The organism is Alkaliphilus metalliredigens QYMF (assembly GCF_000016985.1).
GTDB lineage: Bacteria > Bacillota > Clostridia > Peptostreptococcales > Natronincolaceae > Alkaliphilus_A > Alkaliphilus_A metalliredigens.
This window is the reverse complement of record NC_009633.1, coordinates 1951126-1975090: the sequence shown is the minus strand read 5'-3', so window position 1 is coordinate 1975090 and position 23965 is coordinate 1951126. Positions and strand designations below refer to the sequence as shown.

The 23965-nt window shown below is 34.1% G+C and carries 34 protein-coding genes and 1 pseudogene; all 35 read right to left on the bottom strand.

The features are described 5' to 3' along the window. Positions 1-5: 5 nt before the first annotated feature. Positions 6-1553: an ABC transporter substrate-binding protein gene (locus tag AMET_RS09320; protein WP_012063081.1), complete on the bottom strand. Its 1548-nt coding sequence runs from the start codon at positions 1551-1553 to the stop codon at positions 6-8. Between the two features lie 83 nt (positions 1554-1636). Next, the gene (locus AMET_RS09315) at positions 1637-2590 is read right to left on the bottom strand and encodes an ABC transporter ATP-binding protein (protein ID WP_012063080.1); all 954 of its coding nucleotides are present in this window, start codon (positions 2588-2590) and stop codon (positions 1637-1639) included. Beyond that, complete coding sequence (locus AMET_RS09310) at positions 2571-3584, bottom strand: ABC transporter ATP-binding protein (protein WP_012063079.1); 1014 nt, start codon at positions 3582-3584, stop codon at positions 2571-2573. Before AMET_RS09310 ends, AMET_RS09315 begins: the two co-directional genes overlap by 20 nt. Before the next feature lie 15 nt (positions 3585-3599). Next, complete coding sequence (locus AMET_RS09305; protein ID WP_012063078.1) at positions 3600-4562, bottom strand: ABC transporter permease; 963 nt, start codon at positions 4560-4562, stop codon at positions 3600-3602. A gap of 26 nt (positions 4563-4588) precedes the next feature. After that, complete coding sequence (locus AMET_RS09300) at positions 4589-5536, bottom strand: ABC transporter permease (RefSeq protein WP_012063077.1); 948 nt, start codon at positions 5534-5536, stop codon at positions 4589-4591. A 595-nt stretch (positions 5537-6131) separates the two neighbouring features. Continuing rightward, the gene (locus AMET_RS09295) at positions 6132-6986 is read right to left on the bottom strand and encodes a MurR/RpiR family transcriptional regulator (protein WP_012063076.1); all 855 of its coding nucleotides are present in this window, start codon (positions 6984-6986) and stop codon (positions 6132-6134) included. 434 nt (positions 6987-7420) lie between these two features. Further along, complete coding sequence (locus tag AMET_RS09290) at positions 7421-7750, bottom strand: DUF3147 family protein (protein ID WP_012063075.1); 330 nt, start codon at positions 7748-7750, stop codon at positions 7421-7423. Beyond that, complete coding sequence (locus AMET_RS09285) at positions 7738-8163, bottom strand: MarR family winged helix-turn-helix transcriptional regulator (protein ID WP_012063074.1); 426 nt, start codon at positions 8161-8163, stop codon at positions 7738-7740. The genes AMET_RS09290 and AMET_RS09285 overlap by 13 nt, the downstream gene beginning before the upstream one ends. A gap of 140 nt (positions 8164-8303) precedes the next feature. Further along, complete coding sequence (locus AMET_RS09280; protein WP_207636419.1) at positions 8304-8693, bottom strand: hypothetical protein; 390 nt, start codon at positions 8691-8693, stop codon at positions 8304-8306. 318 nt (positions 8694-9011) lie between these two features. Next, positions 9012-9242: a hypothetical protein gene (locus AMET_RS09275; protein ID WP_012063072.1), complete on the bottom strand. Its 231-nt coding sequence runs from the start codon at positions 9240-9242 to the stop codon at positions 9012-9014. A gap of 439 nt (positions 9243-9681) precedes the next feature. Continuing rightward, on the bottom strand, positions 9682-10350 hold the full coding sequence (locus tag AMET_RS09270) for a hypothetical protein (RefSeq protein ID WP_012063071.1): 669 nt from the start codon (positions 10348-10350) through the stop codon (positions 9682-9684). A gap of 398 nt (positions 10351-10748) precedes the next feature. Continuing rightward, positions 10749-11018, bottom strand: coding sequence for a GIY-YIG nuclease family protein (locus AMET_RS09265; RefSeq protein WP_041721516.1), 270 nt, complete (start codon positions 11016-11018; stop codon positions 10749-10751). A 122-nt stretch (positions 11019-11140) separates the two neighbouring features. Next, a complete protein-coding gene (locus AMET_RS25725; protein WP_012063069.1) occupies positions 11141-11278 on the bottom strand; it encodes a hypothetical protein in 138 nt (45 codons plus the stop codon). A gap of 425 nt (positions 11279-11703) precedes the next feature. Continuing rightward, entirely contained in the window at positions 11704-11922 is a 219-nt protein-coding gene (locus AMET_RS09260; RefSeq protein ID WP_041720596.1) for a hypothetical protein, read from the bottom strand. A gap of 255 nt (positions 11923-12177) precedes the next feature. After that, positions 12178-12387 carry a hypothetical protein gene (locus AMET_RS09255; protein ID WP_041720594.1) on the bottom strand — a complete coding sequence of 70 codons (210 nt, stop codon included), beginning with the start codon at positions 12385-12387 and terminating at the stop codon, positions 12178-12180. A gap of 210 nt (positions 12388-12597) precedes the next feature. Further along, complete coding sequence (locus AMET_RS09250) at positions 12598-13044, bottom strand: hypothetical protein (RefSeq protein ID WP_012063067.1); 447 nt, start codon at positions 13042-13044, stop codon at positions 12598-12600. Between the two features lie 215 nt (positions 13045-13259). Beyond that, entirely contained in the window at positions 13260-13523 is a 264-nt protein-coding gene (locus tag AMET_RS26540) for an RNA polymerase sigma factor (protein WP_041720592.1), read from the bottom strand. 67 nt (positions 13524-13590) lie between these two features. Next, positions 13591-13752 carry a hypothetical protein gene (locus AMET_RS26535; protein ID WP_242661425.1) on the bottom strand — a complete coding sequence of 54 codons (162 nt, stop codon included), beginning with the start codon at positions 13750-13752 and terminating at the stop codon, positions 13591-13593. 389 nt (positions 13753-14141) lie between these two features. Then, positions 14142-14687 (bottom strand): nitroreductase family protein, encoded by a 546-nt coding sequence (locus AMET_RS09240; protein ID WP_012063066.1) that lies wholly within the window; start codon positions 14685-14687, stop codon positions 14142-14144. A 276-nt stretch (positions 14688-14963) separates the two neighbouring features. After that, entirely contained in the window at positions 14964-15293 is a 330-nt protein-coding gene (locus AMET_RS09235) for a hypothetical protein (RefSeq protein ID WP_041720589.1), read from the bottom strand. Beyond that, the gene (locus tag AMET_RS09230; RefSeq protein WP_012063065.1) at positions 15290-16012 is read right to left on the bottom strand and encodes an MBL fold metallo-hydrolase; all 723 of its coding nucleotides are present in this window, start codon (positions 16010-16012) and stop codon (positions 15290-15292) included. Before AMET_RS09230 ends, AMET_RS09235 begins: the two co-directional genes overlap by 4 nt. Positions 16013-16209: 197 nt before the next feature. Beyond that, positions 16210-16782 carry a hypothetical protein gene (locus tag AMET_RS09225; RefSeq protein ID WP_012063064.1) on the bottom strand — a complete coding sequence of 191 codons (573 nt, stop codon included), beginning with the start codon at positions 16780-16782 and terminating at the stop codon, positions 16210-16212. Between the two features lie 61 nt (positions 16783-16843). Next, complete coding sequence (locus tag AMET_RS25720) at positions 16844-16981, bottom strand: hypothetical protein (RefSeq protein ID WP_157047217.1); 138 nt, start codon at positions 16979-16981, stop codon at positions 16844-16846. A gap of 97 nt (positions 16982-17078) precedes the next feature. Further along, positions 17079-17255, bottom strand: a complete 177-nt coding sequence (locus tag AMET_RS25715) for a hypothetical protein (RefSeq protein ID WP_012063063.1) — start codon at positions 17253-17255, stop codon at positions 17079-17081. 114 nt (positions 17256-17369) lie between these two features. Continuing rightward, entirely contained in the window at positions 17370-17690 is a 321-nt protein-coding gene (locus AMET_RS09220; protein WP_207636418.1) for a hypothetical protein, read from the bottom strand. Next, the gene (locus tag AMET_RS25710) at positions 17651-17803 is read right to left on the bottom strand and encodes a hypothetical protein (protein WP_157047216.1); all 153 of its coding nucleotides are present in this window, start codon (positions 17801-17803) and stop codon (positions 17651-17653) included. The genes AMET_RS09220 and AMET_RS25710 overlap by 40 nt, the downstream gene beginning before the upstream one ends. Before the next feature lie 101 nt (positions 17804-17904). Further along, on the bottom strand, positions 17905-18192 hold the full coding sequence (locus AMET_RS09215) for a TIGR04104 family putative zinc finger protein (protein ID WP_012063061.1): 288 nt from the start codon (positions 18190-18192) through the stop codon (positions 17905-17907). Between the two features lie 146 nt (positions 18193-18338). Next, the gene (locus tag AMET_RS26530; protein WP_012063060.1) at positions 18339-18518 is read right to left on the bottom strand and encodes an ECF subfamily RNA polymerase sigma-24 factor; all 180 of its coding nucleotides are present in this window, start codon (positions 18516-18518) and stop codon (positions 18339-18341) included. A 98-nt stretch (positions 18519-18616) separates the two neighbouring features. After that, a complete protein-coding gene (locus tag AMET_RS09205; protein WP_012063059.1) occupies positions 18617-20095 on the bottom strand; it encodes a WG repeat-containing protein in 1479 nt (492 codons plus the stop codon). Positions 20096-20532: 437 nt separating this feature from the next. Continuing rightward, complete coding sequence (locus AMET_RS25700; protein WP_157047214.1) at positions 20533-20670, bottom strand: hypothetical protein; 138 nt, start codon at positions 20668-20670, stop codon at positions 20533-20535. 326 nt (positions 20671-20996) lie between these two features. Continuing rightward, positions 20997-21713, bottom strand: a complete 717-nt coding sequence (locus tag AMET_RS09200) for a hypothetical protein (RefSeq protein ID WP_012063056.1) — start codon at positions 21711-21713, stop codon at positions 20997-20999. Next, complete coding sequence (locus AMET_RS09195; RefSeq protein WP_012063055.1) at positions 21685-22197, bottom strand: RNA polymerase sigma factor; 513 nt, start codon at positions 22195-22197, stop codon at positions 21685-21687. Before AMET_RS09195 ends, AMET_RS09200 begins: the two co-directional genes overlap by 29 nt. Positions 22198-22566: 369 nt before the next feature. Further along, positions 22567-23001 (bottom strand): hypothetical protein, encoded by a 435-nt coding sequence (locus tag AMET_RS09190; RefSeq protein WP_041720583.1) that lies wholly within the window; start codon positions 22999-23001, stop codon positions 22567-22569. A gap of 53 nt (positions 23002-23054) precedes the next feature. After that, positions 23055-23219 (bottom strand): annotated as a pseudogene (locus AMET_RS27370) (S41 family peptidase); the annotation flags it as partial. A 15-nt stretch (positions 23220-23234) separates the two neighbouring features. Continuing rightward, positions 23235-23618, bottom strand: a complete 384-nt coding sequence (locus tag AMET_RS09185; RefSeq protein ID WP_012063054.1) for a hypothetical protein — start codon at positions 23616-23618, stop codon at positions 23235-23237. Between the last annotated feature and the right edge of the window lie 347 nt (positions 23619-23965).

Sequence of the window (23965 nt, the reverse complement as noted above, 5' to 3'; positions counted from 1 at the left end):
CTAGGTTAGTCAGAGAAACGTACATCGTATAATCGATGTCTTTGTCCAGGGTGAAGTTCAAAACCTTCTATTGAGCTTCTGATACCGACAGCCTGCTCACCAAAGTGAAGAAATACCCATGGTGCTTCTTGAGCAATAATAATTTGAGCATCAATATACATGTCTTCTCTTACGGATATATCGGTTTCTGCCATTGCTTCCGTTAAGATTGTTTCAACTTCATGGTTTTGATAGAATACACGATTTCCTGCTGCCCCTGCAAAAGGTGGATAAAAGGGTCTGCTTGCCATTTCAGGATCTCCAGTTGAAGTTGTCCAACTCATAATGACTGCATCATAGTCATTTTCATTTCCGGCTCGTTCAAGAAGAACTGCCCACTCTACGTTCTCTATGTTCGCTTTGATACCGATTTCACCTAAATAGTTTTGAACGATTTCCGCAGTATGAACACGGGTATCATTGCTATCAATCATAATGCTGAACTCAAAACCATCAGGGTATCCAGCTTCTTCAAGGAGTTCTCTAGCTTTGTCTGGATCGTAGCCATACTGATAGATTTCATCTGATCGATCACCGGGATCAAGTACTTGCGTGTTCATGGGAGCTGTTGCAGCAGATCCAAGACCTTCATATACGACACCGATTAAAGTGTCAACATCAATTGCATAGTTCATAGCCTGTCGAACTCTCACATCATTAAAGGGTTCTCTATTATTATTTAATCCAAAGTAGTTTGTTGTTACACTCATGCCTCGCATTAATGACATATTATTGTTTGATTCAACTGCACCTAGATCACTTGGTGCTATGGATTCTGCAATGTGAACATTGCCTGTTTCAAGTTCAATTAATCGATTCGAACTAGATGTAATGAATCTGAATTGAAGTTCTTCATAATCAGCAGGTCCTCCCCAGTACTCATCAAATCTTTCTAATAATACATGATTTCCCGGAGTCCATTCTACAAATTTAAAGGGACCGGTTCCTACAGGATTCTGACCATAATCTTCTCCATGTTCTTCCACTGCCTTTTGATTTAAAATAACCCCTGAACTATGGGCCATATTAAACAGAATGGGAGCATAGGGACGACTGGTTGAAAATCTAATTGTATAGTCATCTACAACTTCAATACTGTCTACGTCAATGTCTCTAGCAAATGCAAAATTCGGCGAACCAAAATCTGGATCCAGTCTTCTTTTTAATGTGAATTCTACGTCGTGGGCTGTAAAATCTTCGCCATTATGGAATTTCACACCTTCTCGTAAGTAGAATTCTAGTGTTAAATCATCAATCCATTCCCAATTTTCTGCCAAGTCTGGAACCAGATTCATATCATTGTCTAATCTTACAAGTCGATCTCCAGTTTGTTCGATGACCCAATACGATGTAACATCACTTACTGCTGCCACGTCTAAACTGGCAGGCTCTGCCATTTGAGCAACAGTTAACCTCTTCACTCCTTCTACACTTGATGGCTCTCCTATGGAATTACATGCGATTAAACTCAATACAAGTATTAACATAACAGCTGCTAACATTATCTTTTTCATTACGTGCACCCCTCTCTTAAATTGTAAATTTTTTTTAATAATTTCTAACACAGATTGCTCATTGTTTATACGGCTCTTATCCTTCAATTTGCTTCAGCGTGATGACATGCTACTAAAACGCCTTTTTTCAACTCTTCCAGCTCAGGCTCAACTTGCAAACATAAATCTGTCTTCTTCCAACATCTGCCGTAAAACCTACAACCTCCCTTCAAATTTATTGGACTTGGAACGTCGCCTTCTAGAATAATTCTTTTTCTTACCTCTAGATCTGGAACCGGTATTGCTGAAATCAATGCCTGTGAGTAAGGATGTAGTGGATTATTAAAAAGTGTTTTGTAATCAGTTTTCTCCACTATTTTACCTAGATACATAACTGCTATTTCATCACTTACGTGACGAACTACTGATAAATCATGGGAAATAAATAGGTAAGTCAGTTCCATTTCTTTTTGCAATTCACCTAGCAGATTTAATATTCTTGCCTGAACAGAAACGTCTAAGGCAGATACCGGTTCATCAAGTACAATTAGCTCTGGATTCAGCGCCAGCGCCTTGGCAATTCCAATTCTTTGTCTTCTGCCACCATCAAGCTCATGAGGATATGTGTTAATTAAACGATGACTCAGGCCAACCACATCCATAAGTTCTAACACACGTTTCTTCTTATCATTTTTATTTTTATAGATCCTGTGAATTGCTAAGGGGTCCTGTATTAGATCAAATACTCTTTTACGTGGATTCAAGGAAGAAAAGGGATCTTGAAAAACAATTTGTGCTTCTTTTCTAAACTCTTGTAATTGTCTTCTATCAAATTTACTGACATCTTTTCCATTAATTAGGACTTCACCGTCAGTAGGCTCTAATAGCCTCAATATGGTTCTCCCTGCTGTTGATTTACCACATCCGCTTTCCCCAACTACGCCAAGAGTCTTTTGTCGATCAATTGAGAAACTGATTCCATCCACAGCATGAACGATCCCTTTTTTTGTTTTGAAGTGCTTTTTTAGGTTTTTGACTTCAATTAGTGGTCTGCTCATGGGTTTTTCCTCCTGACTTTATGCACTGATCTTCATACTTGAAGCAAGAAACCCTTCGTTTATCGCTCAGTATATATTCTTTAGGAATTTCCTCTTCACATCTGTCCCAAGCATCCGAACATCGAGGATGGAAAATACATCCAGAGGGTAGATCTATTGGATCTGGTATTAAACCTTTAATAGGGTTGAGTGGTTTTTTATTCTCACTTTTTATACTCGGTAATGAGTCAAATAGACCCACTGTATATGGATGTTTTGGGTCGGTAAACAAGCTTTTTTTGTCTGATAATTCAACAATTCTACCTGCATACATAATGGCTACATTATCACATATTTCTGCAACGATCCCCAAGTCATGGGTGATCATTAGCATAGTCATTTGATATTCATCTTTTAATCGTTTCATTATTTCCAATACTTGAGCCTGTATCGTAACATCCAGTGCTGTTGTCGGCTCATCAGCAATTAACAGCTTCGGGTTACATGCAAGACAAATTGCTATAACAACACGTTGTTTCATCCCTCCGCTAAATTCATGTGGGTAATCATATAGCCGTTCCCCAGGCAATCCAACCATCTCCAGCATCTCTTTCGCCTTTGCGATGGACTTGCTCTTATCCAGTTTCTGATGTAATTGGATTACTTCAATCAACTGTTCTCCAATTGTAAGAACTGGATTTAAGGACGTCATAGGATCCTGAAAAATCATAGAAATCTCATTACCTCTTAACTTTCTCATATCTTTTTCTTTATACTTTAGAAGATTATCTCCCTTAAATAAAATCTCTCCTCCCACAATTTTCCCGGGAGGTTCCGCTACAAGCTGCATGATTCCTAAGGCCGTAGTTGTCTTTCCTGCACCCGTTTCGCCTACCAAACCAAGGGTTTCACCTTCATTAATCCCTAAGTTGACACCTTCAACTGCCAGCACCTCTCCGTCTTCCGTAAAATAGTGTATTTTTAAATCTTTAATTTCTAATACCTTAGAATCCATCCCCATCCTCCTATCTTATTGTTTAAGTCTTGGATCTAATGCATCTCTTAGTCCATCTCCCAGTAAATTTAAGGATAAAACCGTTATAAAGATTGCTAGACCAGGAAAAACTGACATCCACCATGCAGTTCTGATATAATTTTGACCCGATGAAAGCATTGAACCCCATTCTGGTGTTGGCGGTGGGGCACCTAGCCCTATATAACTTAATCCTGCTGCTGCAATTATTGCAGATGCTACATTAAGTGTCCCTTGGACAATAATCGGTGCTAGGGCGTTCGGAATTATTTCATTAAATATAATTCTCGCGTCCGATGCGCCTAAAGCTTTTGCAGACTCGATATATTCGTTTTCTCTAACGGACATTACTGAACCTCTAACCAATCTGGCCATTCTAGGAGTATTACCGATACCAATTGCGATCATAACATTTACCAGAGAACCCCCGAAAGCACTGACAATTGCAATCGCTAGTAAAATAGGAGGTATGGCCAATAGCACATCAATACAGCGCATTATCAGATTATCCAACCTGCCTCCATAATAACCGGCTATAGATCCAATGGCACCGCCTATTACAACAGCAAAAGCAATTGCAATAAACCCTACTTGTATAGATGTTCTCGCCCCATATATGATTCTGCTTAATATGTCTCTACCGTTATGATCCGTCCCTAATATGTAGCGTCTAGTAATTTCTTCCCCTGCCTCATTGGTTGTGGTATAGGTTGCACCGGGTGCTTCTCTTGTCATCGTTAAATTCTGTTCAGAATAAGAATATGGTGCGATATAATTAGCAAAAATTGCTGTCAGTAATAATATTATCAGCATCGTAAGTCCCAACATCGCTGCTTTGCTTTTTTTCAACCTCAACCAAACTTCCGCCCATTGGCTTCTGCTTGCACGAGATTTCACTGCAGGAACTATAGGTGCTTTCATTTCTTTAGTTGTTTTAGAAAGCTTCTTGGTTGTTTGCACTTTCTCATACCTCCTTTAGTTTAAGATTATTTATACTGTGCTTTTATCCGCGGATCTACTAAAGCGTAAATTAAATCCACACCTAAATTTACTAAACTAAAAACAAAGGCTAAGAAAATTACACTACCTTGTACCATTGGTAAGTCACGAGCTCTAATCGATTCTACAATAAGTCGCCCTATACCCGGAAAAGAGAATACTGTTTCTGTAAAAACAGCGCCTCCTAGCAATACACCAAACTGTAAACCTGTTACAGTGATAATCGGAATTAGCGCATTACTCAGTGCATGTCTTGTAATTATTTTTCTCTCTCCTAATCCTTTAGCCCTTGTAAACCGTATATAATCTTGGCTGAGGACTTCTAACATGGCAGAGCGTGTCATCCTTGTGATAATTGCCGCACTACTTGTTCCTAATGTCAGTGCAGGCAATACTAAAGATCTCAGCCCGGCATCGAAACCTGATGAAGGAAATAACGAAAATCCGAATTGATTATTCCAAAATACTGAAAATAACAAAATAGTCAGCATTCCAAACCAAAAGTTAGGTACCGATACTCCAAATAAAGCAAAAAACATCCCAATGTTATCACTTATCGAGTATTGCTTTACAGCTGATACGACGCCTAAAGATACCCCTATTAATATTGCAATACTCATCCCTGCCACCGATAGTACAAAGGTATTAGGAAACCTTGCGAGAATTTCAGAGATCACCGGACTGTTACTTCTCCATGAACGCCCAAAATCACCTTGTACAGCATTTATGATGTATCGTCCATATTGAATATGAAAAGGATCATTGAGTCCCATTTGATCCCTCATCGAATCGATCTGTTCTTGTGTTGCTTCTTGTCCTAAGCGCATTGCTGCTGCGTCACCCGGTGTAAAATACATGATGGAAAATACCACAAATGTAACACCGATTAAGACTGGTAACAGATAGGCTAACCTACGTAATGTATACTTAACCAACTTTCATCCTCCTTTATAAAAAGAATTATTTTTATCCAGATATTTTATTTACAAGCATTATGATTGATTCATTCATTCTTTCATTCATTCATTCTTTCAATTGAAAATTAATTTTGCAGGTAAATCTACCTATGCTGTCTTCTCATTCGTCTCATACTGATCCCTCCTTAAATATTTAATGTAGCATCAATTTCATTTAAAGTTAATTTATGTAGTGCTTTCTACATATAAAAGTACCATAATCTGTCTATAATGTCAATTGATAATATTCTGAATAGTTCAAAATTTCAAACCATCATCTCGGCAACATCCCTAGCAAACATAAAAAGAGCGTCTTCGACGCTTTCGCTGGATGAAACAACTAAGCGATCAACACAATTTAGTAAACTAAATTGGTTGCCTGCTTATAGGAAACCCTAGGTTTCCTTCGACGGCTGTTTTGCAGCCTGAGCACCTTCCTGAAAGCGGGCAGGGGATTTCATCCCCTACACCCCCTATTTTTTATATAATAGGAAAGAGAACTTTCCTATTATATAAAAAAACACCGACAATATCGGTGTTTTCTCACTAAACGTTAAGGGTAGGCCTTTAAAGATTAAAATTTATTTTTTAAGAAAACATCCACATCCTCATTATACTTTTCTAATAGACTAAAACATTTAGCTATTTCATCTTTACTCCGATTAACAATACCTTTCCGGATTATTTCCTGTAGGACAAGCATTAATACTGAGTGAGATAAATGGTTGAACCCTTCTTCTGTAGAGGAGTTTAAAACGATGCATTTATTATTCAGTGAATTATAAGGTGAATGAATGCTGTCAGTGATTGAGTACACCTTCATATTTTTTTCAATCAATCTCTCAGTAATATAGTACTGGAATTTTGTGTACCTTCGAACAGACAATGAAATTACGACGGTTTCTTCGTCAGCTTCATTATAGATTTTATATATACTCTCCGAATTATCTTTGATTATATCCGAACTGATTCCGTATCGTATCAAGTGATAATTCAAGTATTCGGCTAAAGAAGCCGTGCTTTCTGACCCTAAAATGATACACTTAGAAGAATCCAATAAATTTTCTACAAGGTCTTCAAAATACTCATTTGTAATGGCTTGAGCATAACATTCACGGATTTGATTAAAATCTACATGGGTTTGATATTCAGCGGGACTATGTAGTAATTCTATTCGACTGACACTAGAAATTGTTCCATCAAATTCCGACCGAAGTGCATTGATCATCTCAGAAAAACCTTTATAACCTAGGGCATGTGAAAAACGGATAACTGTTGCATCACTAGCATTTATCTTTCTTCCAAGCTCAGAACTGGATAGGAAAATCGCCTTTTTATAGTTATGCACAATATATTGGGCCAAGTTCATTTGCTTTTTTGTCAGGTTCTCTTTGCTTGCATGTATTCGTTGAAAAAAATTTCCTTTCATTGTCTCCTCCAATCACAGGTATATTCCCATACAGATTATCGCTGCGTATCAATCTTACACCACTTATTATCTACTGTAATGAAATTTGATACAAGTTATTTGTTTCTGTGGGACTTGTTTAATATAATAATATCGTATTTAAAGAATTAATGAAACCTTGCTTTGTAAAAGAAGCTTGTTTGTTAGCCTCCATGGTCAGAATATACGAGAAATATCAATTCAAAAGTCCACAATTGACCAAAAGAACTGTAGGCATTCAGATTACAAAAGAACTAATATTTTACAGTTTCGTATTTAGCTTCAAAAGCGCTAAGATTTATTCTGCAATTAAAGAATCTGTTCAGGGCTTCCTCAATAAGTATAGAGTAGCTTAATCAAACTTGTGTAGATAAGTTCTCCAATACGTTATTTCACTTTGCACAAAATTTATATAGCTATTTAAATACAAATTTTTGAATGACTAAGGAGACGCCCCAACCACAAATCCCCATAATAATTGATGCAGTTAATTTTACATTTGCCCTTAATGCCATCGCTACAATTAATAACAATATTCCCGTCGCTGGAAGACCCCTCAAAACTCCAAATACAAATTTACTGAGAAATTGGGTTTGTTCACCTTGTATATGGATCCAAATCAAACTTAATAAACTGACTATTGGCAATGCAGCAATGATTCCCCCGTAAGTTGGAAATCTCATTGATACTTCTGTCACTATACCAATAATTACAGCTGAAATCATTATCTTTACTACAGTAAACATTTCTTTGTCACCTCAGTAAAAATTGAAAATCCCTTTTGTATCATTTCTAATTCCGAACTACTAAGAGAATCAAAAACTATCCTTAATTTAGTCTCATCCAATTTTGTATGACGATACAATGTACATTTGCCTTCTTCAGTTATATTAACTATAATTTTTCTTTCATCTTCTTCACTTCTTTTCTTAGTAACAAGACCTTTCTTTATTAGTCTTTTAATATGTTCAGAAGCCGTATTTGAGGATGTATTAGTGTGTTTTGCTAAATCTCCAATAGTTGTCTCTTGATTTTTATCGATGTATTGTAACAATCGAATTGCTTGATGGGTTAAGTTATCTTTTTCAACATAGTGTAATAGATAGTAAATATCTGTCCACTGTTCATTAATCATTTTAATCTTAGTCTCGAATTCCATGATTATCACCTCATTTATATCTTATCATACGATATAGTCGTTTGTAAAGATGTAAATAATTTCATCTCCTCAAGAAATTTTCTCCCAACATTCGATATGGTACCCTTATGATATCCGGTAGGAATTTCTAATACAAAATCTTATTCCCCTACCAATTCGTTTTGTCTTATACTTATTATGGGTATCACCCCTAAGGTTCTTTGGATAATAATTGTTTTCGTTGGCAATTTGATATTTTTGTCCCTTGTAGTAAACGACATAGTAGTGCTGATGTAGCTGTTTTCTGTTTCTCTAGTGCTCAACTCAGTTAATTCTACACCTTCTCCTCCAACTGGAATCACTTTTATTAGTGTAGTGGGTACCTTCATTTTATTCCTATAATTGAAGCCATAATTAATTTTTGTTCCAATAGCCACTTCAATTTTTTCATCAGATTTATATTCTATATACTCGCCTCCGTATTCAATATAAACTGCGCCTACCATAAAATAAGCGATACATAAAGAAATAAGCAATGTACTATTCCCCAAAAAACTATTTTGCTTAATAAATTTAAAACTAACCTTCCTAATTGACAAAAAAATTAATAATAAGATAGTCCACAGTATATAGTCATCAGGATTTTCATAAGTTTGTCTAGTAATAGTAAAAAAAGAAGATAATAAGATAATAAGAAATATTATTGAAGGCTTATCTTTTTTTAGAGTTTCCAAACCAGAAATACTAACCAACTCCTTTATTAATATTCTAATTGTGCAATTTCCTCAGTCAAAAAAAGATTTGTTTATTTTTCTTCCCTCCCATTCACAATGTTATTATAATATTATGATACAAATAGGATAGGTACATTATCTTAATTCCCTATAATATAATGACCTTGAAGTTTCTGAAAGTATGAGTAAAAAATCTTTCATAAGTTCATTTGATACATTTAAAGCCTCTGCTCTATTTTCTGCAGGAGCAGCTATTACAATACCATCTGTTGGACTCCATGCACTAAATATAATAGCAAATTCATCAAAATTGTCATTTATAAATACCCAGCCACTTATATTACCTCTTTCAGCTTTTTTAGACAATTGACCCCGGCTCCAATTTGAACGAGTAAATTCATCATCAGATATTGAAAACCAATTGAAACAATAGCAATAATTGCTATTACGACTAGCGTTGTTGTTTTATTAATATTAATATTCCTCCCCAAACAATTCGGATTCACAATCAACTAGAATTTTTTTATATAGGTTATTTTAGTCATGAGTCTAGCTCCGATGCTGGATCCTCTGGATCTAAATTCATGGGCAAAAATGAACAACTTTGATTCTTTAGTAATTTCTCTAATTCAATGATGTGCTGGAAACTGCTTCTTTAAACAATCCAGTACTTTTTATATCTTATGGTATTTGACTTATAACTATCTTTTATGTCTCGAGTAAGTTGTGCATTAGAAAGAAAACGTGATGCAAAACAATGTTATCACAAATAACTTCTTTGTTGCTGATGATGATTCTGTTTAGTCTATTTGATAATTATTTCTTTTGATTCTTCCATCAATATTATTACTTTATGCTTATCTTCCTCTTTAAGATTTATTGTAAATTCTCTAAAGGCTTCAGGTCCTTTAGATTCAGAATTCTTAATATTAATCCATAGCCTTTCATAATTCTTAGTACTCCTTTTAAAAGTTCCCTTCCAAGCAACTTCTTCCAGATCATCCCATCTAATTATTCTTCCTCCAAAATATATTCCACTCTGAGAGATTATTACTCTCTGTAACCCTTGGTAAATAAAATAAATACCTATAAGCGGAATAAAAGTGCTTAGGATAAACCGTGTTAAGTCCTCTAAGTAAAATAATAAAATTCCTGCTTCTAATACTTCAATTTCCATAAGTAACTCGTATAAACTCCATATTTTCTCTATCCAAAAAAGTTCATACCATGAATTTAAATAGTCTGGAACGAATAAAGAATAGACATGTGTGTAGATAGGTGTAAAGAATCTAATGACAGCTACTATGTATACTATGATTAAATTCACCCCCAAAATTAACCTGAAGAGATTCCTTGAAGCTGTAATTATATGTCTCTCTCTGTAGATTGCTTTCTGTTGCTTTCTCATATTGCTAATATAGAATCCTATTATAATACTCACTAAAATCGGAACAACATAAAAAATCATACTCATAATTGCTTTGCCTCCTTATTACGGATTTTTCATCTGATGACCAGTAATATCAGACAAAACAATTGACCCCAACGTCCTGCCCCGATATTTTGGTTTCAACTAACGGTCTCACCATTAGCCACACTGGCTCTACCCTTAAATTCACCCTAATAGCTAGTGTAGTCTGCCCTCCCCATTGACGGCTCTCTATAGACCTGACAGTAACGGACATGTTAGTTGATGCCACAACCCGCCTATTTTTTTATGGCATATTAAAAAGAACATGTGTCACACTAGACAAGAAAAGATAGATTTTTCACTACATAAGATCCTTCGATTATTCACTGCATAAGATCCTTCGCTTCTCTCAGGATGACTAGACCTAAGGGTGGTTGTCATTCTGAGCATAGCGAAGAATCTTATCTAAAAAGTTCTTTAGATAAATCATTCCATTGAGGATTTATACTTTCAATCAACTCATTCTTCTTTTTTCTAGCCCATCCTTTAATCTCTTTTTCTCTTGCTATAGCTGAAATTACATCTGATGTATAGTCAAAATATACTAATTTACCCACATTATATTTTGCTGTAAAGCCTTTTACTAATTTATTTTTATGTTCATATATCCTACGCTCTAAATTATTAGTAACACCTGTATATAAAACCTTATTATTCCAATTAGTCAACATATACACATAATACAAATTACCACCCCTTTAAGATCCTTCGCTTTGCTCAGGATGACAAACCTCCCTTTATGTCGCACTTTACATCAAGTACGTATTAACAATATAATGACACATAGTTTATTTTACATTTTGCCATCTCTTTTTAGTTCCTTTATTGCATGTTTTACAGCTAACTTTATAATAAAATATAGAATAATAGCTGGTAAAATAAAAGTAAATGGAACTATCATCATTTCAGCCATACCAATTCTACCGAACATATAATATACACTCCTTTCCTATATACTTGCGATTAAAAATATTGTTATATATTTTACATCTAATGTTCAGTAGCATCAGACAAATCAAATGACCCCAACGTCTTGCCCCGATATTATGCTTTCAACTAACATCTTTCCTATTCCCGACACTCACTATGCTCCAGAAACTTGCCTTATAAGTGAGTGTGTTCTGCCTTGCTCCTTAACGGTGTCCGACAAACCCTAGTGGGAATGACTTGTTATGTGCCGCCCTTTAACTCTGCACCATCTATAACCACTAAACTCCTTCTTTTCTAATTTTTTGGCATGTTAAAGAACAATGTTGATATTGGGCATTTTTAAAGGAAACCTAATGTATTTTAGGTTCCTTTAATTCGCATAATACAAAACTCTACGATTAAGTAATATTAAACAAAAGATATGATTTAAGAAACATTTTTTTTATCATCATCAAGTTTTATTCCAATCTTTTTAATCTCTTCTATAATGGTCAATGTGCAAAATATTAGAGTAAATATCAGTGAAAGTAAAATAATCTGTGTATAATCATTATTTAAAGCAAAGTTATCAACTATTGGGTAAAATGCTATTGACAAAAAGAATATTAAACCTGTAATCATGCCAGCAATCATTATTTTTTTCATATTAATCTCCCTTTCAAAGTATTGGCTTTTAGTATCTATAAATCTACAGATACGATATAGTCTATAAAATATTTTCGTCGCACTTTTCATCTAATCTACCTATAAAAGTATCTCTTAGTTCCATTTTTTAAATTCGGTCTTCAATGATATGAAAATGGACATGTTAATTAATGTCATATCTTATCCCACTTTCTTATAGGATATTATACAGAGAGTATTCAATATCATTCAAAGTTAGTTTTAGGTTCATAATTCTTAGGAAATCCGAAAACCGAAAACTATTCCAAACGCGATAAAACTTCTCGTCAAATTTAATACAAAAAGTTGCAAATTAAAATCATCACGGAGAAAATTATAAGAAAAACCATCTATACCGGCAAATAATCCTATTGCACCAATTAAATTATACAACAGATAAAAAATAAGCCATTTAACTAAAATTTTTCTAATTGTATGTTTTTTCAATCCATCTCCTCTTCCTATGTTTGTCGTGCTTTACATCAAGTACGCATTAAAATAAATACTGTGTCGTCCTTGGAAGATTAATTCGTTGAACCTCTTATCCTAGTATTTTTTGTAAATATTGTAATCCAACTATTAATATTACTCCTATTACTATAAAAAAAGTCCTGTAGCGGGAAATACCGTTAAGTTGATATCTTTAATTCTACTTCTTCACTCCGTTCTTAGTTCTTCATAGAAGAGAAGTTTTCTGGCATCTTTTAAATTAACTTCTACTGAATTTAATGACTGGGTATAAGATATTCGTTTATTATCATAATCTTTTAAAATTACGGAACTCTTCTCTTCCTCATAAGACATACCTTTTGCTTCTAAAATATCAGTGAGTGCAGACGATACCATTTGTGTATTAACATTATATATTGTGTATCTTCCTCTAGTTACGATTATAACAAACACAATAAAAGGCAAAATACCAATAAATATAAGTCTTGTTTCGTACCCCATTTTATTTAGTAATATAATGGGACTTAATATAGTAATGAAAGCGTAAAATACACCATCATACTCCCGTCTTACCATAAATTTTCTTCTAGTTAATAATATGAGTCCTTGAAGTATAAACAAAGTCCCTAAAGTTGTAGCTAAGGTATAAAACATTATCATTTCTCCCTTCTAAGCTAGCAGATTATATTCTGAGTTACTTGTTTAGCATTATCTATCCATAAGGGTCTTATATCATATTTTCCATCTAATGCACATTAAAAAACGATATGAAACTACTTTTGAATTTTATTAACCCTCACTATATAGAGGGCAAATTTTCTTTAATTGTTCCCAAGTTTGTAGAAGTTTTTATATATTCTCTAAATACATCAAATCAAAACACTATTAAACCCAATAAAAATAAGGATATAGCTAATAAACCAGATCCTTATTCTATAGAAAATATCAATTTCTTCATAAGATAATTCAACGTAGTAATAAAGGACGATAACCTCTTTATAATGACTGTTTAGATGATTAATTTGTTTCAATATATTTGCCTTGAGTTCTTGTTTTTCTAGTATTTCTTCTTGTGACTCCATGGGCTCTATCACACTTACTATGGGCGTCACCTTATCATAATCATCGGTCAAAATCTCCTTGCAGTTCTTTTTACATTTGTCCTTGGCCAGGTTAGCCCCAATTGTACAAATCCAGCTTTCAAACTTGCTTAAAGTCTCTCAAGGTATCCATCTTTTTATAGGCAATGGTAAAGGCTTCTTGTACAATATCCTTCGAGGCTATAAAACAAGCAATGAATTTACTCCATTGCCTTAATAGCTCTATAACTTGTTCAAATCCGATTGGATAGTCAACATCCATCGTATGAATGATTCCAAATGAATAGCAAATTCAAGCCCTTGGGGCACTTGAAATAAATGTATTTCCTCTTCATCATTTATATAGTTTAAGTGCAGCATATCCCCTTCGATCATTGCTTCCTCCAAAAGGAATGGAAGTTCTTTAAAGTTATGCTTTGTTTATGGCTAATATTGATATTTTAGAAGTAAATAAAGGAATAGCTATATTGCTAATATTTCAAGTATTTTTCGATTCCTCTATTTCAAACATTTTGTGGCACATAAAAAAAATCGAACCTCAATATTCAGTGCTTTTTTGTTAAATAGATATATTATTCTTAGAATACGTATAACACTTAGCCCTTAGCCCTTATAAAAAGCCTATCTTGTAATACATTACTTAAAGTATTACTACCAAATTTCTGTATGTATTATTTCTTCAAGCTTCTTTCTTGGACGAGCTTTCGGCATTTCATCACTATACCCAACCGTGAGAATACTCACAACATATTTATCAGAGGGTATATTTAAAATCGGTCTAATTTCTTCTTGAGTAAACCATGCAACCCAACAAGTGCCTAAACCTTGACTTTCAGCTTCAAGTACCATATGCTCAATAGCAATTGTTGTATCTCTGATTATTTGCTTTAACTCCTGCTGAGGACTACTTTCATCAATTGATATATCGATCTCTTCTTTTATTCTAGAACGTATATCTGCAACACATACTATGAAAACTGGAGCAGAAAGCATCCATTTTTGATTATGTGATATTTTAGCTAGTTTTTCTCTATTTAATTCCGATTTTACTATAATGAAATGCCACGGCTGTGTATTACTGCCAGATGGGGCAAGTCTTCCACTTTCTAGTAACTTAAGTATCTTTTCCTCTTCTACTGGTTTGTCTATATATTTCCTTATGCTTCTCCGTGTTTTTATTTCTATAATCATACTCATATATCCCCTTATTAAAATATTTTTTCAAACTTATTAATACATAGTTTTTATCTATGTGATGTAGCATATACTTTTGCGTGTTTGTTACCCTTCATGGACAAAAGACACGAAAAATATCAATTCAAAAGTCCACAATTGATCAAAAAAGCTGTAGGTGTTTAAACTACAAAAGAATTAATATTTGACAGTTTCGTATTGAGCTTCGAAAGTTCTAAAATTAATTCTACAATTAAAGAATCTGTTCTGGGCTTCCTCGATATGGATTGGGTAGCTTAATCAAACTTGTAAACTGGTGAACCTTTTATATAGTCCCCAAATTAGGACGAAAGCAATAATTGTCTGTACTATCATTTCAAAATTTCCTAAAATGGCCATTAAAGTTCCTACTCTGAAAGACCCAATAAACTGCATATCATTCATAAACCACTCTAAATAATAACGGACAGCGAATCTATTTACCTGGAGAATGAATGAAAAAAGAAAGAAATAAAAACCTTCCTTAAAATAATATTTATTACAGATCACCGCCCCCACTATCAATAGGATGGGATAGACGACTTTCATAATAATTGCCAAATACAATAACAATTCCATTTCTTTATTCACCCTCCCTCCCTCCCTCTTATTGGCTCAAGGCGTAATAGATCTTCTATAAATTCCTTAATCCCACCCTTCAAGACAACCCCATGACCAGTGGCTAAATAATCTATTTGAAGCGTATTTATTTTCTTAAGTCCTAAAAAGTACTCCCTGAGATTATATTTTTCGAAGGCATGGTCCTCCTGTAGAATACCAGATACAATCTCTCTTGACTGATCTCGAAGTTCTACCCCTTCATACACAAAGCCATTTTCAATTGACTTGACTCCAAAGAAGCAATGAAAGTCACCCATAAAAAGTACTTTTTCAGCTGGTAAATATAATACTAATGAGCCTGGTGTATGGTGACCTAACCTAAAATAATTTAACCCATTCATCCAACCTTCATCTGCTTCAATCGGCGTGAATTGTTCTTGAAGTATTGAATCTAATTGAAAATAGTCTTTTTTATGTATCCTCTTCTCTCTACTTTTAAAGGCCATACTGCCACCAATGTGGTCTTTATGGACATGAGTCACAATAATCAAATCAATATCATGCTCATCAATTCCAATCTCCCCAAGTGCCCTTATGAAATAATCAACATGCTCTACCTTTCCAGTATCTATCAATATAGTTTTCCCAGCATTTTTTATCACGTAACAATTATTAAAAGAACCCCATGCTTCATCCCAAATAGCGATCACATAAACACTCTTAGTCATTCTTTCTGCAATATATTTCATTTTCCCCCTCCTCCACTAATTGGAACCCAAGGTATAATCACAGAACTTAAGCAAAATATAAATGACAAGTGAATTCTTGAAAAATGAAGAACTTTAGAATTTTTTAGTAGGTGCTCTAACCTTGCCCTTTAAGCGTGCCTTCAGTACCTTTATGCAAATGCATTGTCATACGCTGTAATTGAATTCATCAATCTCTATTAATCAAATTGATTTTCTATAAAGAAATCTGAGTCGAAATTGCCTAGTACATAGTTATCTTCGTCTATTAAGACTGCATTATATTGAAACATTAAATCACTTCCAAATAATTGAGAGAAAACTTTCTTCAATTGGATATTAGACCTGGTTTCATCGTACAGGATGAATGCTTCAAATAATTTTCTGTCTTCAATAAGAACCCCCTCTAATCCATACACAAAAATATGTTGTACATCTCCCTTTTCTTCATTAACTTCATATCTAAATTTGCTTTCTCCCTGTTTTAAATATAAATCGTCAAATATCAATACAGTGTTTTCATTTATTAGCCAAGTCCCCTCTAAGGCACTACTAAGAGACAAACCTTTTCTTCCTTCCCTTTTAATATCAATTTCATTCGTAATTTCACCACTTTCTACCAGACTTATTGCTCTATCATAAAGCTCATCTATGTTCTCTACTATATTTGTACCATTACTTTTAGAATCACTCTCGCTAGAACTCTTATCACTGGAACAACCGAAAAGAAATAACAAAAATATAATTACTATCAAAGCTATCAACCGTTTCATAAGTATTAAAATCCTTCCTTGTTTTTAAAATAACCTCTCATAACTTTATTACACTTAAGCCTTATGAATTCTTCTTAATATAGACTTTCAAAGCTTTAATAGCTATGTACATCACATATATTGCAACAAGTTTCATTAATAAATCAAAACCTAAAATAAAAAAACTGATATATGTAGCAGTGGTAACTGTTAAATTCACAAATATGCCCCCTTTCAATATAATTATTACCATTGTAAAAATACACCAATTCGTATAATTCATGAAATAGTCATTAAAAAGATGAGGTGACAATTATTTAATTTAGTTTTTTGCTTATGTCTTCTAACATATCTTCCATTCTTTCGATTTTTTCTTCAATACGCTTAATTCGTTTAGGAAATTTAACCACTAAACTAAAAATAAAATAAGCTATTCCTACCCATATCAAAATATTTGCAACTGTGAAGAGCAGAGACCATCCAGTATAATCCATAGTAACCCCTCCTTTTCTTGATGTGTCGTCTTTTCCATCTAATTCGTCTTAAAAAGAATGTGTACAATATTACTCATCAAATGTACATCCCCTCCTTGTTATCAAAACATTGCTTTAGTTTCCAGTGGTTAATCCATCAATAATCTCTAAAATATTACCAACTCTTTTCTCCAGCTGGTTTATCTCATTTTCACCTAAAAATAAGCGGTGCTGTATGATGCCTAGTCTAGCTCCGCTACTGGCTCCTCTGGATCTAAATTCATAGGCAAAAATGAGCAACTCTGATTTTAATTGGTCATACTGTTGAAACTGCTCTGTCTCTATTACTTCACCCTTTGCTAAAATGCTGTTGTGGTGATTCAAAAATACCCCTAGTTGTTGGGATAAATCACCGATTATCCCATAGAGCTGTCGTTGGCTACTACTAGAAACCAATCTAGTATGATTATAAGCCGCTTATTGAATAACTTTGATTCTTTAGTGATTTCTCTAATTCCAAGTAGAAGAATCACAAGAAATCCAATATTTATAAATATAGAATGAAACATAGTGATCCTCCTCAATTTTTACTATATCTATGAAATACGCATTAATTCGTATTTTATAAATGATATGCTGCGAACTACCTTTATAAATAATCCAGTTCTTTTTATATCTTATCGTATTTGACTATATTAGGAATTAACAATATTATTGCTATGACATAAGCAATGGTAATAGAAAGCACCAATAAGCGGTCTAGAGATATCAAAAACCAATGTAAAAACATTGGAAGTACAACTATAATCGATATAATTCTATGATAATCTCTTTTTAATTTATGTTCTGTACCACAATTTTCACATTTAAAACGCTTCTCTGTTTTCGAAAAGAATGCTCTTTGGATAGCTTTATAGCTAAATTTTGTTTCACAATTTTTACAGCCTTGCAGCTTCAAGTTAATCCCTCCTCACTAATATAGAGGGAAGTTTTTCTTTAAATGTTCCCAAGTTGAGTAAACTTTTTTATATATTCTCTAAATGCATCAAATAACAACACTGTTAAACCCAATAAAAATAAGGATATAGCTAATAAACCATATCCTTATTCTATAGAAAATATCAATTTCTTAATTTCTTCCTTACCGACCCCGATTACTGTATATTTAACTTCTGACATTTCTTCATAGGATAATTCAACGTAGTAATATAGGACGATAACCTCTTTATAGTGACTGTTTAGATGATTAATTTGTGGAAGAAGCTCCCTGTTCGCACCCTGCAATTACAAAAATTATCATCACTACAATTAGAACGCCTCCCCTTTAGGTGTATAATTCCTCTATGATGATTTGAAAAAAAATATTCTTTACCCCTTATACCTTAAAAAACCACCTCACCTGTCTTATCAATATAATACCACTCCCCATCTAGGTTGACAGGGGCAAAACCTTCATTAAATTGACGGGCATTATCATACTGAGGTTCTACTACTTCTTCTCCAGTGTCATTAATAAAACCCCATTTCTCTTCCAACTTAACTGCACTCATACCTTCAATAAATCCTCCAATAACTTCGTACTTAGGTGCTGCAATCAGCTCTCCTTTATCATTAACCAATCCATACCTTTCATCAAGCATCACTCTGGCAATGCCTTCTGCCATCAGAAAATCCACATCATCAAATTGTGGTTCTACTATGATTTCACCATTTTTATTAACATAGCCACACTTTCCATCCAGTACCACTCTTCCTGCATATTCGTTCATGAAGTCCATAGCATCATCAAATTGTGGTTCCACTATAATTTTGCCTTCTATATTGCCATAGCCCCATTTTTCGTCTAACCGTAGGGTAATTATTCCTTCTTTAAAGTTAAAGGTGCTATAACTCATATCAAACCTTGGTTCAATAATAGAATTGCCTTTATTATCTATGAATCCGTATCTTCCTTCTACTTCAACCTGTTTAAACTGATGAGACATATCAATCACATCATTAATTTCTAGATATTTTACTACCTCACCCCTCTTGTCTATTACCAACCACTTTTCTTCTTCCGTAACGATGCTGTAGCCTTCAATAAAATCTCCTGCTCTATCAAATTTAGGCTCTATTACAAATTCACCTGTTTTATCTATGTAACCATACTTTCTTTCCCCTTCAGTCATAACTGCTACTGCCGCAAATCCTTCGGAAAAGGAACTAATCATCTCAAACCTTGTATCAATGACAATCTTTCCACTTTTATTAATAAAACCCCAACCATCCTTTTTTACGCTAGCTAATCCTTCGACGAATCCCCCTATTTCTTCATATAAAGGCTCTATTAGGATTCTTTCCTCTATATTGAACAGCCCATATTGTTCTTCTTTTCTAAGGGATATAAAACCATCGAAAGAGGGAAATATTTGGTCATATTTAGCTGCTACAATAAACGTTCCAGACGAATCAATGACACCATAATATTTATCCACCTTAACCCTTGCCCAGCCTTCAACAAAGCTATGTCCTTCATCAAACTGTGGTTGAATAATCACATCACCCGTCTTATCAATATATCCCCATTTGACATCCATTTCTACAGCAGCTAACCCCTCTGAAAATTGAGCAGCAGTATTAAAGACAGGTTCAATAATGATTTTTCCAGTATTATCAATATATCCAAATTTATCATCTATTCTTACTATTGCAATTCCGTCTATAAACCAAAAAGCTTCCTGAAGCTTTACTTCACTTACATATACTGCCTCCGTCATAGCGTACCTCTCCGTGGTTACTATAATATCTTCTTGATTTTTACAGCCTTGTATAGCTGTCATAACCCAAACAATAATTATTAAAAATGCAACCTTTTTCAAATCAAACTCCTCCTTTTTCGTCTATTGGTTCCTGTTCCGCCTTTTAACATTGATATCTCCCCCCTATTTAGGGCAATGTATATTTTAGTCGTTTCCCAGTATTATCAATTACGACTAATACATCTTTTGCCTTACAATCTTGTGATGGATGAAATAAATCCTCCTCAGCCTAAAGAGGATACCTCCTTCACTTCAAAGAGGGAACAAGGTACAGCAGAATCAAATCCCAGTTTTAGCAATGATGAAACTGATGATACCTTAGAATCTCCTAGTGACAACTCGAAGTCAGGGCAAGAAGATAGGAATGGGTATATTAGAATACTTAAATCATATACACCATTCCTTGATTAATTCGCTTTATGTGGCCTTGAAAAGACAATAACTCCCATCTAACGGCTAATTAAAATAACCTCTCATAACTTTATTATACTTAGGCCTTATGAATTCTTCTTAATATAGACTTTCAAAGCTTTAATAGCTATGTACATCGCATATATTGCAACAAGTTTCATTAATAAATCAAAACCCAAAATAAAAAAACTGATATATGAAGCAGTAGTAGCAGTTAAATTCACAAATATGCCCCCTTTCAATATAATTATTACCATTGTAAAAATACACCAATTCCTATAATCCATCTAAGACGTCATAAATAGAATATGCGTAATGGTATATCTCTAATAATCTCATTTTGTATCCTTTCATTCGGTTGGAGGATGTTCAATTATTTCTTTGTCATCTGAGTTTAGATGAATTTTTTTATATCTATCCTCATTTCTATTCCAGACGAGAATTCCACCGATGACTTCAAAAATGAGGAATAGTAAGACACTGTACTCCAGAAAATGTTCCCACAATCAAATGAATCCAAGGGTTTTTAACTATAATAAAAGCAATGAATTTACTCCATTGCCTTTAATAGATCTATCACTTCTTCAAATTCGATTGGATAGTCAATATCCATGGTATGGCTGATTCCAAAGGAAGACCAAATTACCTTGGTTCTTGATTCAATAATTCTTACGATGGTATAGGATACACCGTCAATCGTTACTTCATTAATTTCACTACCTGCTCTAAAATGAATTGTTTGAGCAAATTCAAGTCCGTGAGGCATTTGAAATAACCGTATTTCCCCTTCATCATTGATATAGTTTAAGTGCAGCATATCCCCTTCGATCATTGCTTCCTCTAAGTGGAATGGAAGCTCTTTAAAGTTAAAGGATATCATATCTCTGACTTCTTCGATGTAATTCGTTACCATCCTTGGAATTTCTTCCTCTGGTATAATTTCTATCCCTTCACCTACAGAATAGGTTCGCTCAACGGTTACTTTATCTTCACTCCGAGTAAAAACACTTACAATATTAGGCATCCGCCATGCGGATATTTCAATATCCATTAAGTTCATCATTGTAAATCCTACTAACGCACCGATGATAATCACAACAGCCTTTTTATAGTTAATCTTTCTGTGCACTTTCTTATTGCTATTCATTTCTTGAAACTTCATCCATTGCTGTTTAATCTCTTCATCAGTAATATGAATGCCATTCATTTCCTCTTCTATCGTTTCAGCTATAAGCATATCAAATTGGTTCACATTGTCTTTTTTCATTTTTCTCATCCTCTGAGTTGAATATTTTAAAGAGTTTATCCTTGGACCTTTTCAACCTTGATTTGACAGTACCTTGTTTCAAGGATAATGCCTTTCCCATTTCTTCATAAGTTAGGTTGTGGTAGTACCTTAAAATAAGAATTTCCTTGGCATCGGGATCTAACTGTTGTAGTCCCCTTCTCAATTTTTCTCTTTTTTCTTCCAGATCTATTTTTTCAATCACCATATCCTCTGTATTGTGCTTATCTTCTAGTGTTTCCATCGGGTAAAAAGGAAGTACCTTACTCTGCTTTCGAATATGATTTTTAGCTAAATTAGCGGCGATGACACAAATCCATTGTTTAAATTTATTGATATCATCAAGGGATTGTATCTTATCATATGCCTTTAAAAAAGCATCATTTGTAAGATCTTGAGATAGTTCTTTCTCTTTTGTAATATAGTATACAGTTCGATAGACATCTCTATAGTATCGTTTATACATTAAGTACTAAATATCTTCTACTGGATCTTCTTCTTTTATATTCTCCTTGGAGCTTATGGAATTTTTCATTGAAATATCACCTCGTATCTCTAATACCTTTATTTAATCGTTTTGTTTGTAGGTTGTTTACTTATTCTATTTATACCTTTCTAATTCCTTCCAGTTTTTAATATTGTCTGTTTATGTCAAAGTTAAATTGTCTCACTTCAATAACATGCTTCTGGATTTTATCCCTCTATTTTGCCACTTGATCATTGATTCAAAGATAGAGCTATCTATTCTGTCCAAGAAGCCATTGTAGGAATTTATCAAAAGCTGCCTTCTTCCATTAACTGCAAAACAGTCTCCATGGCATCCATACCAGGGCGGTTAACGTGGTGGGGGGGTGAACTCATTTAAAGCCCGACCTTCATGATCCGTTAAATAGTCTATATCCCACCTTAATACAATCCCGGTGTTGGGCAAGGCAAAGAGGGCCGCCACAGAGTAGTTTTTCTCATTGGTTAAAATCCATATTTCTCCATTAAAGAAATAGGACATTTCTCGAAATCCAAACGCATTGATATGCTGAGCTTCAATATTGCCAATACCGGTACTAAATCTAACAGCATAAGCTAAATTTTCTAAATCCTCCTCATTAATATGAGGTAAATTATATAATTCTATCATTTCTCTTACTGTAAGGAGCTCATCAGTTTCAGGCATATAGCGTGAATGACTTGCTTCGATATTAATATTGTCTTCCCAAAAATATTTTCCAAGCTCGCTGTCTGGGTAAAAAGCGTATAATGGCATATCCGACATATTTTACCCTCTGGCCAAAGGGCTTTCATCATGTACATTCTCCAAAAATCTGTTTTGCCTCCTGGATTGTCCCTGATATCAATAATCAAGTGCTCATATTCTTGGATATCTGCGTAAAATCTTCTCAGTTCACCTGTCGTATTTAAGTTGAAATTCGAAAAATTTGACACCTTTAAATATGCAATCCTGTCCTCTTCAGTAATTTCTGTTTGAATCATAGGCCTAGGGCTGCTCTACCCTCCGGTCGGAGGTTCTTCACGAAAAATTAATTGGAAAAGCGCCACTTCATTTTCAGCAAGGCTATTAATAAGGGCTTCCTGTTCTTGGTAGAACCTCAGGGAGACAGGATTAGTGAATACCTCGTAATTATTGGCTGTGTAATGTGAAGCCTTTGAACTTGTATAAGAAGGTTTTAAAAAATTATATCGTCCATTAGTTGTCAGTTCTTCAGCTGTCAGTTGTTCATCAGCGTTTCCGCATGCGGTAAAAAGCAGCATTGCCATCAATATTATGGCAATCATGGTGATTCTATGATTCAATTTTTTCATTACCTTATTTAGTAAATAAAGTGCTAAAAGCCAAATCGATGAAGCTAAAAAAATTAATAGCAGATTCATGCAAAGTCTCCTTTTAAAATAGAATATTGTAGACCAAAGAACAAAATCTAGTTGCTTCTATTGCTTAGATGATCTTTTGCGCCCTTAGAAGATGATATGGTTATTACCATATTTCAAAACCATTATCTCATACAGTGGAATAATTTTACATTAGACTATAGGAACAAAATTTAAATGTCTTCCTTATGTCTTTTTTACATTAAGGCTTTGTTAATGGCTAATGTTGATATTTTATAAGTAAATAAAGGAATGGCTATATTGCTAATATTTCAAGCATATTTCCATTCCTTTATTTCAAACATTTTGTGGCACATAAAGAAGATAATATGCCGCAACAGAACAGAATT

Excerpts from the sequence above, each read along its gene's own strand:
- AMET_RS09320 (WP_012063081.1), bottom strand. The coding sequence starts at position 1,553 with ATGAAAAAGATAATGTTAGCAGCTGTTATGTTAATACTTGTATTGAGT.
- AMET_RS09315 (WP_012063080.1), bottom strand. The coding sequence starts at position 2,590 with ATGAGCAGACCACTAATTGAAGTCAAAAACCTAAAAAAGCACTTCAAA.
- AMET_RS09310 (WP_012063079.1), bottom strand. The coding sequence starts at position 3,584 with ATGGATTCTAAGGTATTAGAAATTAAAGATTTAAAAATACACTATTTT.
- AMET_RS09295 (WP_012063076.1), bottom strand. The coding sequence starts at position 6,986 with ATGAAAGGAAATTTTTTTCAACGAATACATGCAAGCAAAGAGAACCTG.
- AMET_RS09290 (WP_012063075.1), bottom strand. The coding sequence starts at position 7,750 with ATGTTTACTGTAGTAAAGATAATGATTTCAGCTGTAATTATTGGTATA.
- AMET_RS09285 (WP_012063074.1), bottom strand. The coding sequence starts at position 8,163 with ATGGAATTCGAGACTAAGATTAAAATGATTAATGAACAGTGGACAGAT.
- AMET_RS09270 (WP_012063071.1), bottom strand. The coding sequence starts at position 10,350 with ATGAGTATGATTTTTTATGTTGTTCCGATTTTAGTGAGTATTATAATA.
- AMET_RS09265 (WP_041721516.1), bottom strand. The coding sequence starts at position 11,018 with ATGTTGACTAATTGGAATAATAAGGTTTTATATACAGGTGTTACTAAT.
- AMET_RS25725 (WP_012063069.1), bottom strand. The coding sequence starts at position 11,278 with ATGTTCGGTAGAATTGGTATGGCTGAAATGATGATAGTTCCATTTACT.
- AMET_RS09260 (WP_041720596.1), bottom strand. The coding sequence starts at position 11,922 with ATGAAAAAAATAATGATTGCTGGCATGATTACAGGTTTAATATTCTTT.
- AMET_RS09250 (WP_012063067.1), bottom strand. The coding sequence starts at position 13,044 with ATGTTTTATACCTTAGCTACAACTTTAGGGACTTTGTTTATACTTCAA.
- AMET_RS26535 (WP_242661425.1), bottom strand. The coding sequence starts at position 13,752 with ATGGATGTTGACTATCCAATCGGATTTGAACAAGTTATAGAGCTATTA.
- AMET_RS09240 (WP_012063066.1), bottom strand. The coding sequence starts at position 14,687 with ATGAGTATGATTATAGAAATAAAAACACGGAGAAGCATAAGGAAATAT.
- AMET_RS09230 (WP_012063065.1), bottom strand. The coding sequence starts at position 16,012 with ATGAAATATATTGCAGAAAGAATGACTAAGAGTGTTTATGTGATCGCT.
- AMET_RS09225 (WP_012063064.1), bottom strand. The coding sequence starts at position 16,782 with ATGAAACGGTTGATAGCTTTGATAGTAATTATATTTTTGTTATTTCTT.
- AMET_RS25715 (WP_012063063.1), bottom strand. The coding sequence starts at position 17,255 with ATGGATTATACTGGATGGTCTCTGCTCTTCACAGTTGCAAATATTTTG.
- AMET_RS25710 (WP_157047216.1), bottom strand. The coding sequence starts at position 17,803 with ATGTTTCATTCTATATTTATAAATATTGGATTTCTTGTGATTCTTCTA.
- AMET_RS09200 (WP_012063056.1), bottom strand. The coding sequence starts at position 21,713 with ATGAAAAAAGACAATGTGAACCAATTTGATATGCTTATAGCTGAAACG.
- AMET_RS09195 (WP_012063055.1), bottom strand. The coding sequence starts at position 22,197 with ATGTATAAACGATACTATAGAGATGTCTATCGAACTGTATACTATATT.
- AMET_RS09190 (WP_041720583.1), bottom strand. The coding sequence starts at position 23,001 with ATGTCGGATATGCCATTATACGCTTTTTACCCAGACAGCGAGCTTGGA.
- AMET_RS09185 (WP_012063054.1), bottom strand. The coding sequence starts at position 23,618 with ATGAATCTGCTATTAATTTTTTTAGCTTCATCGATTTGGCTTTTAGCA.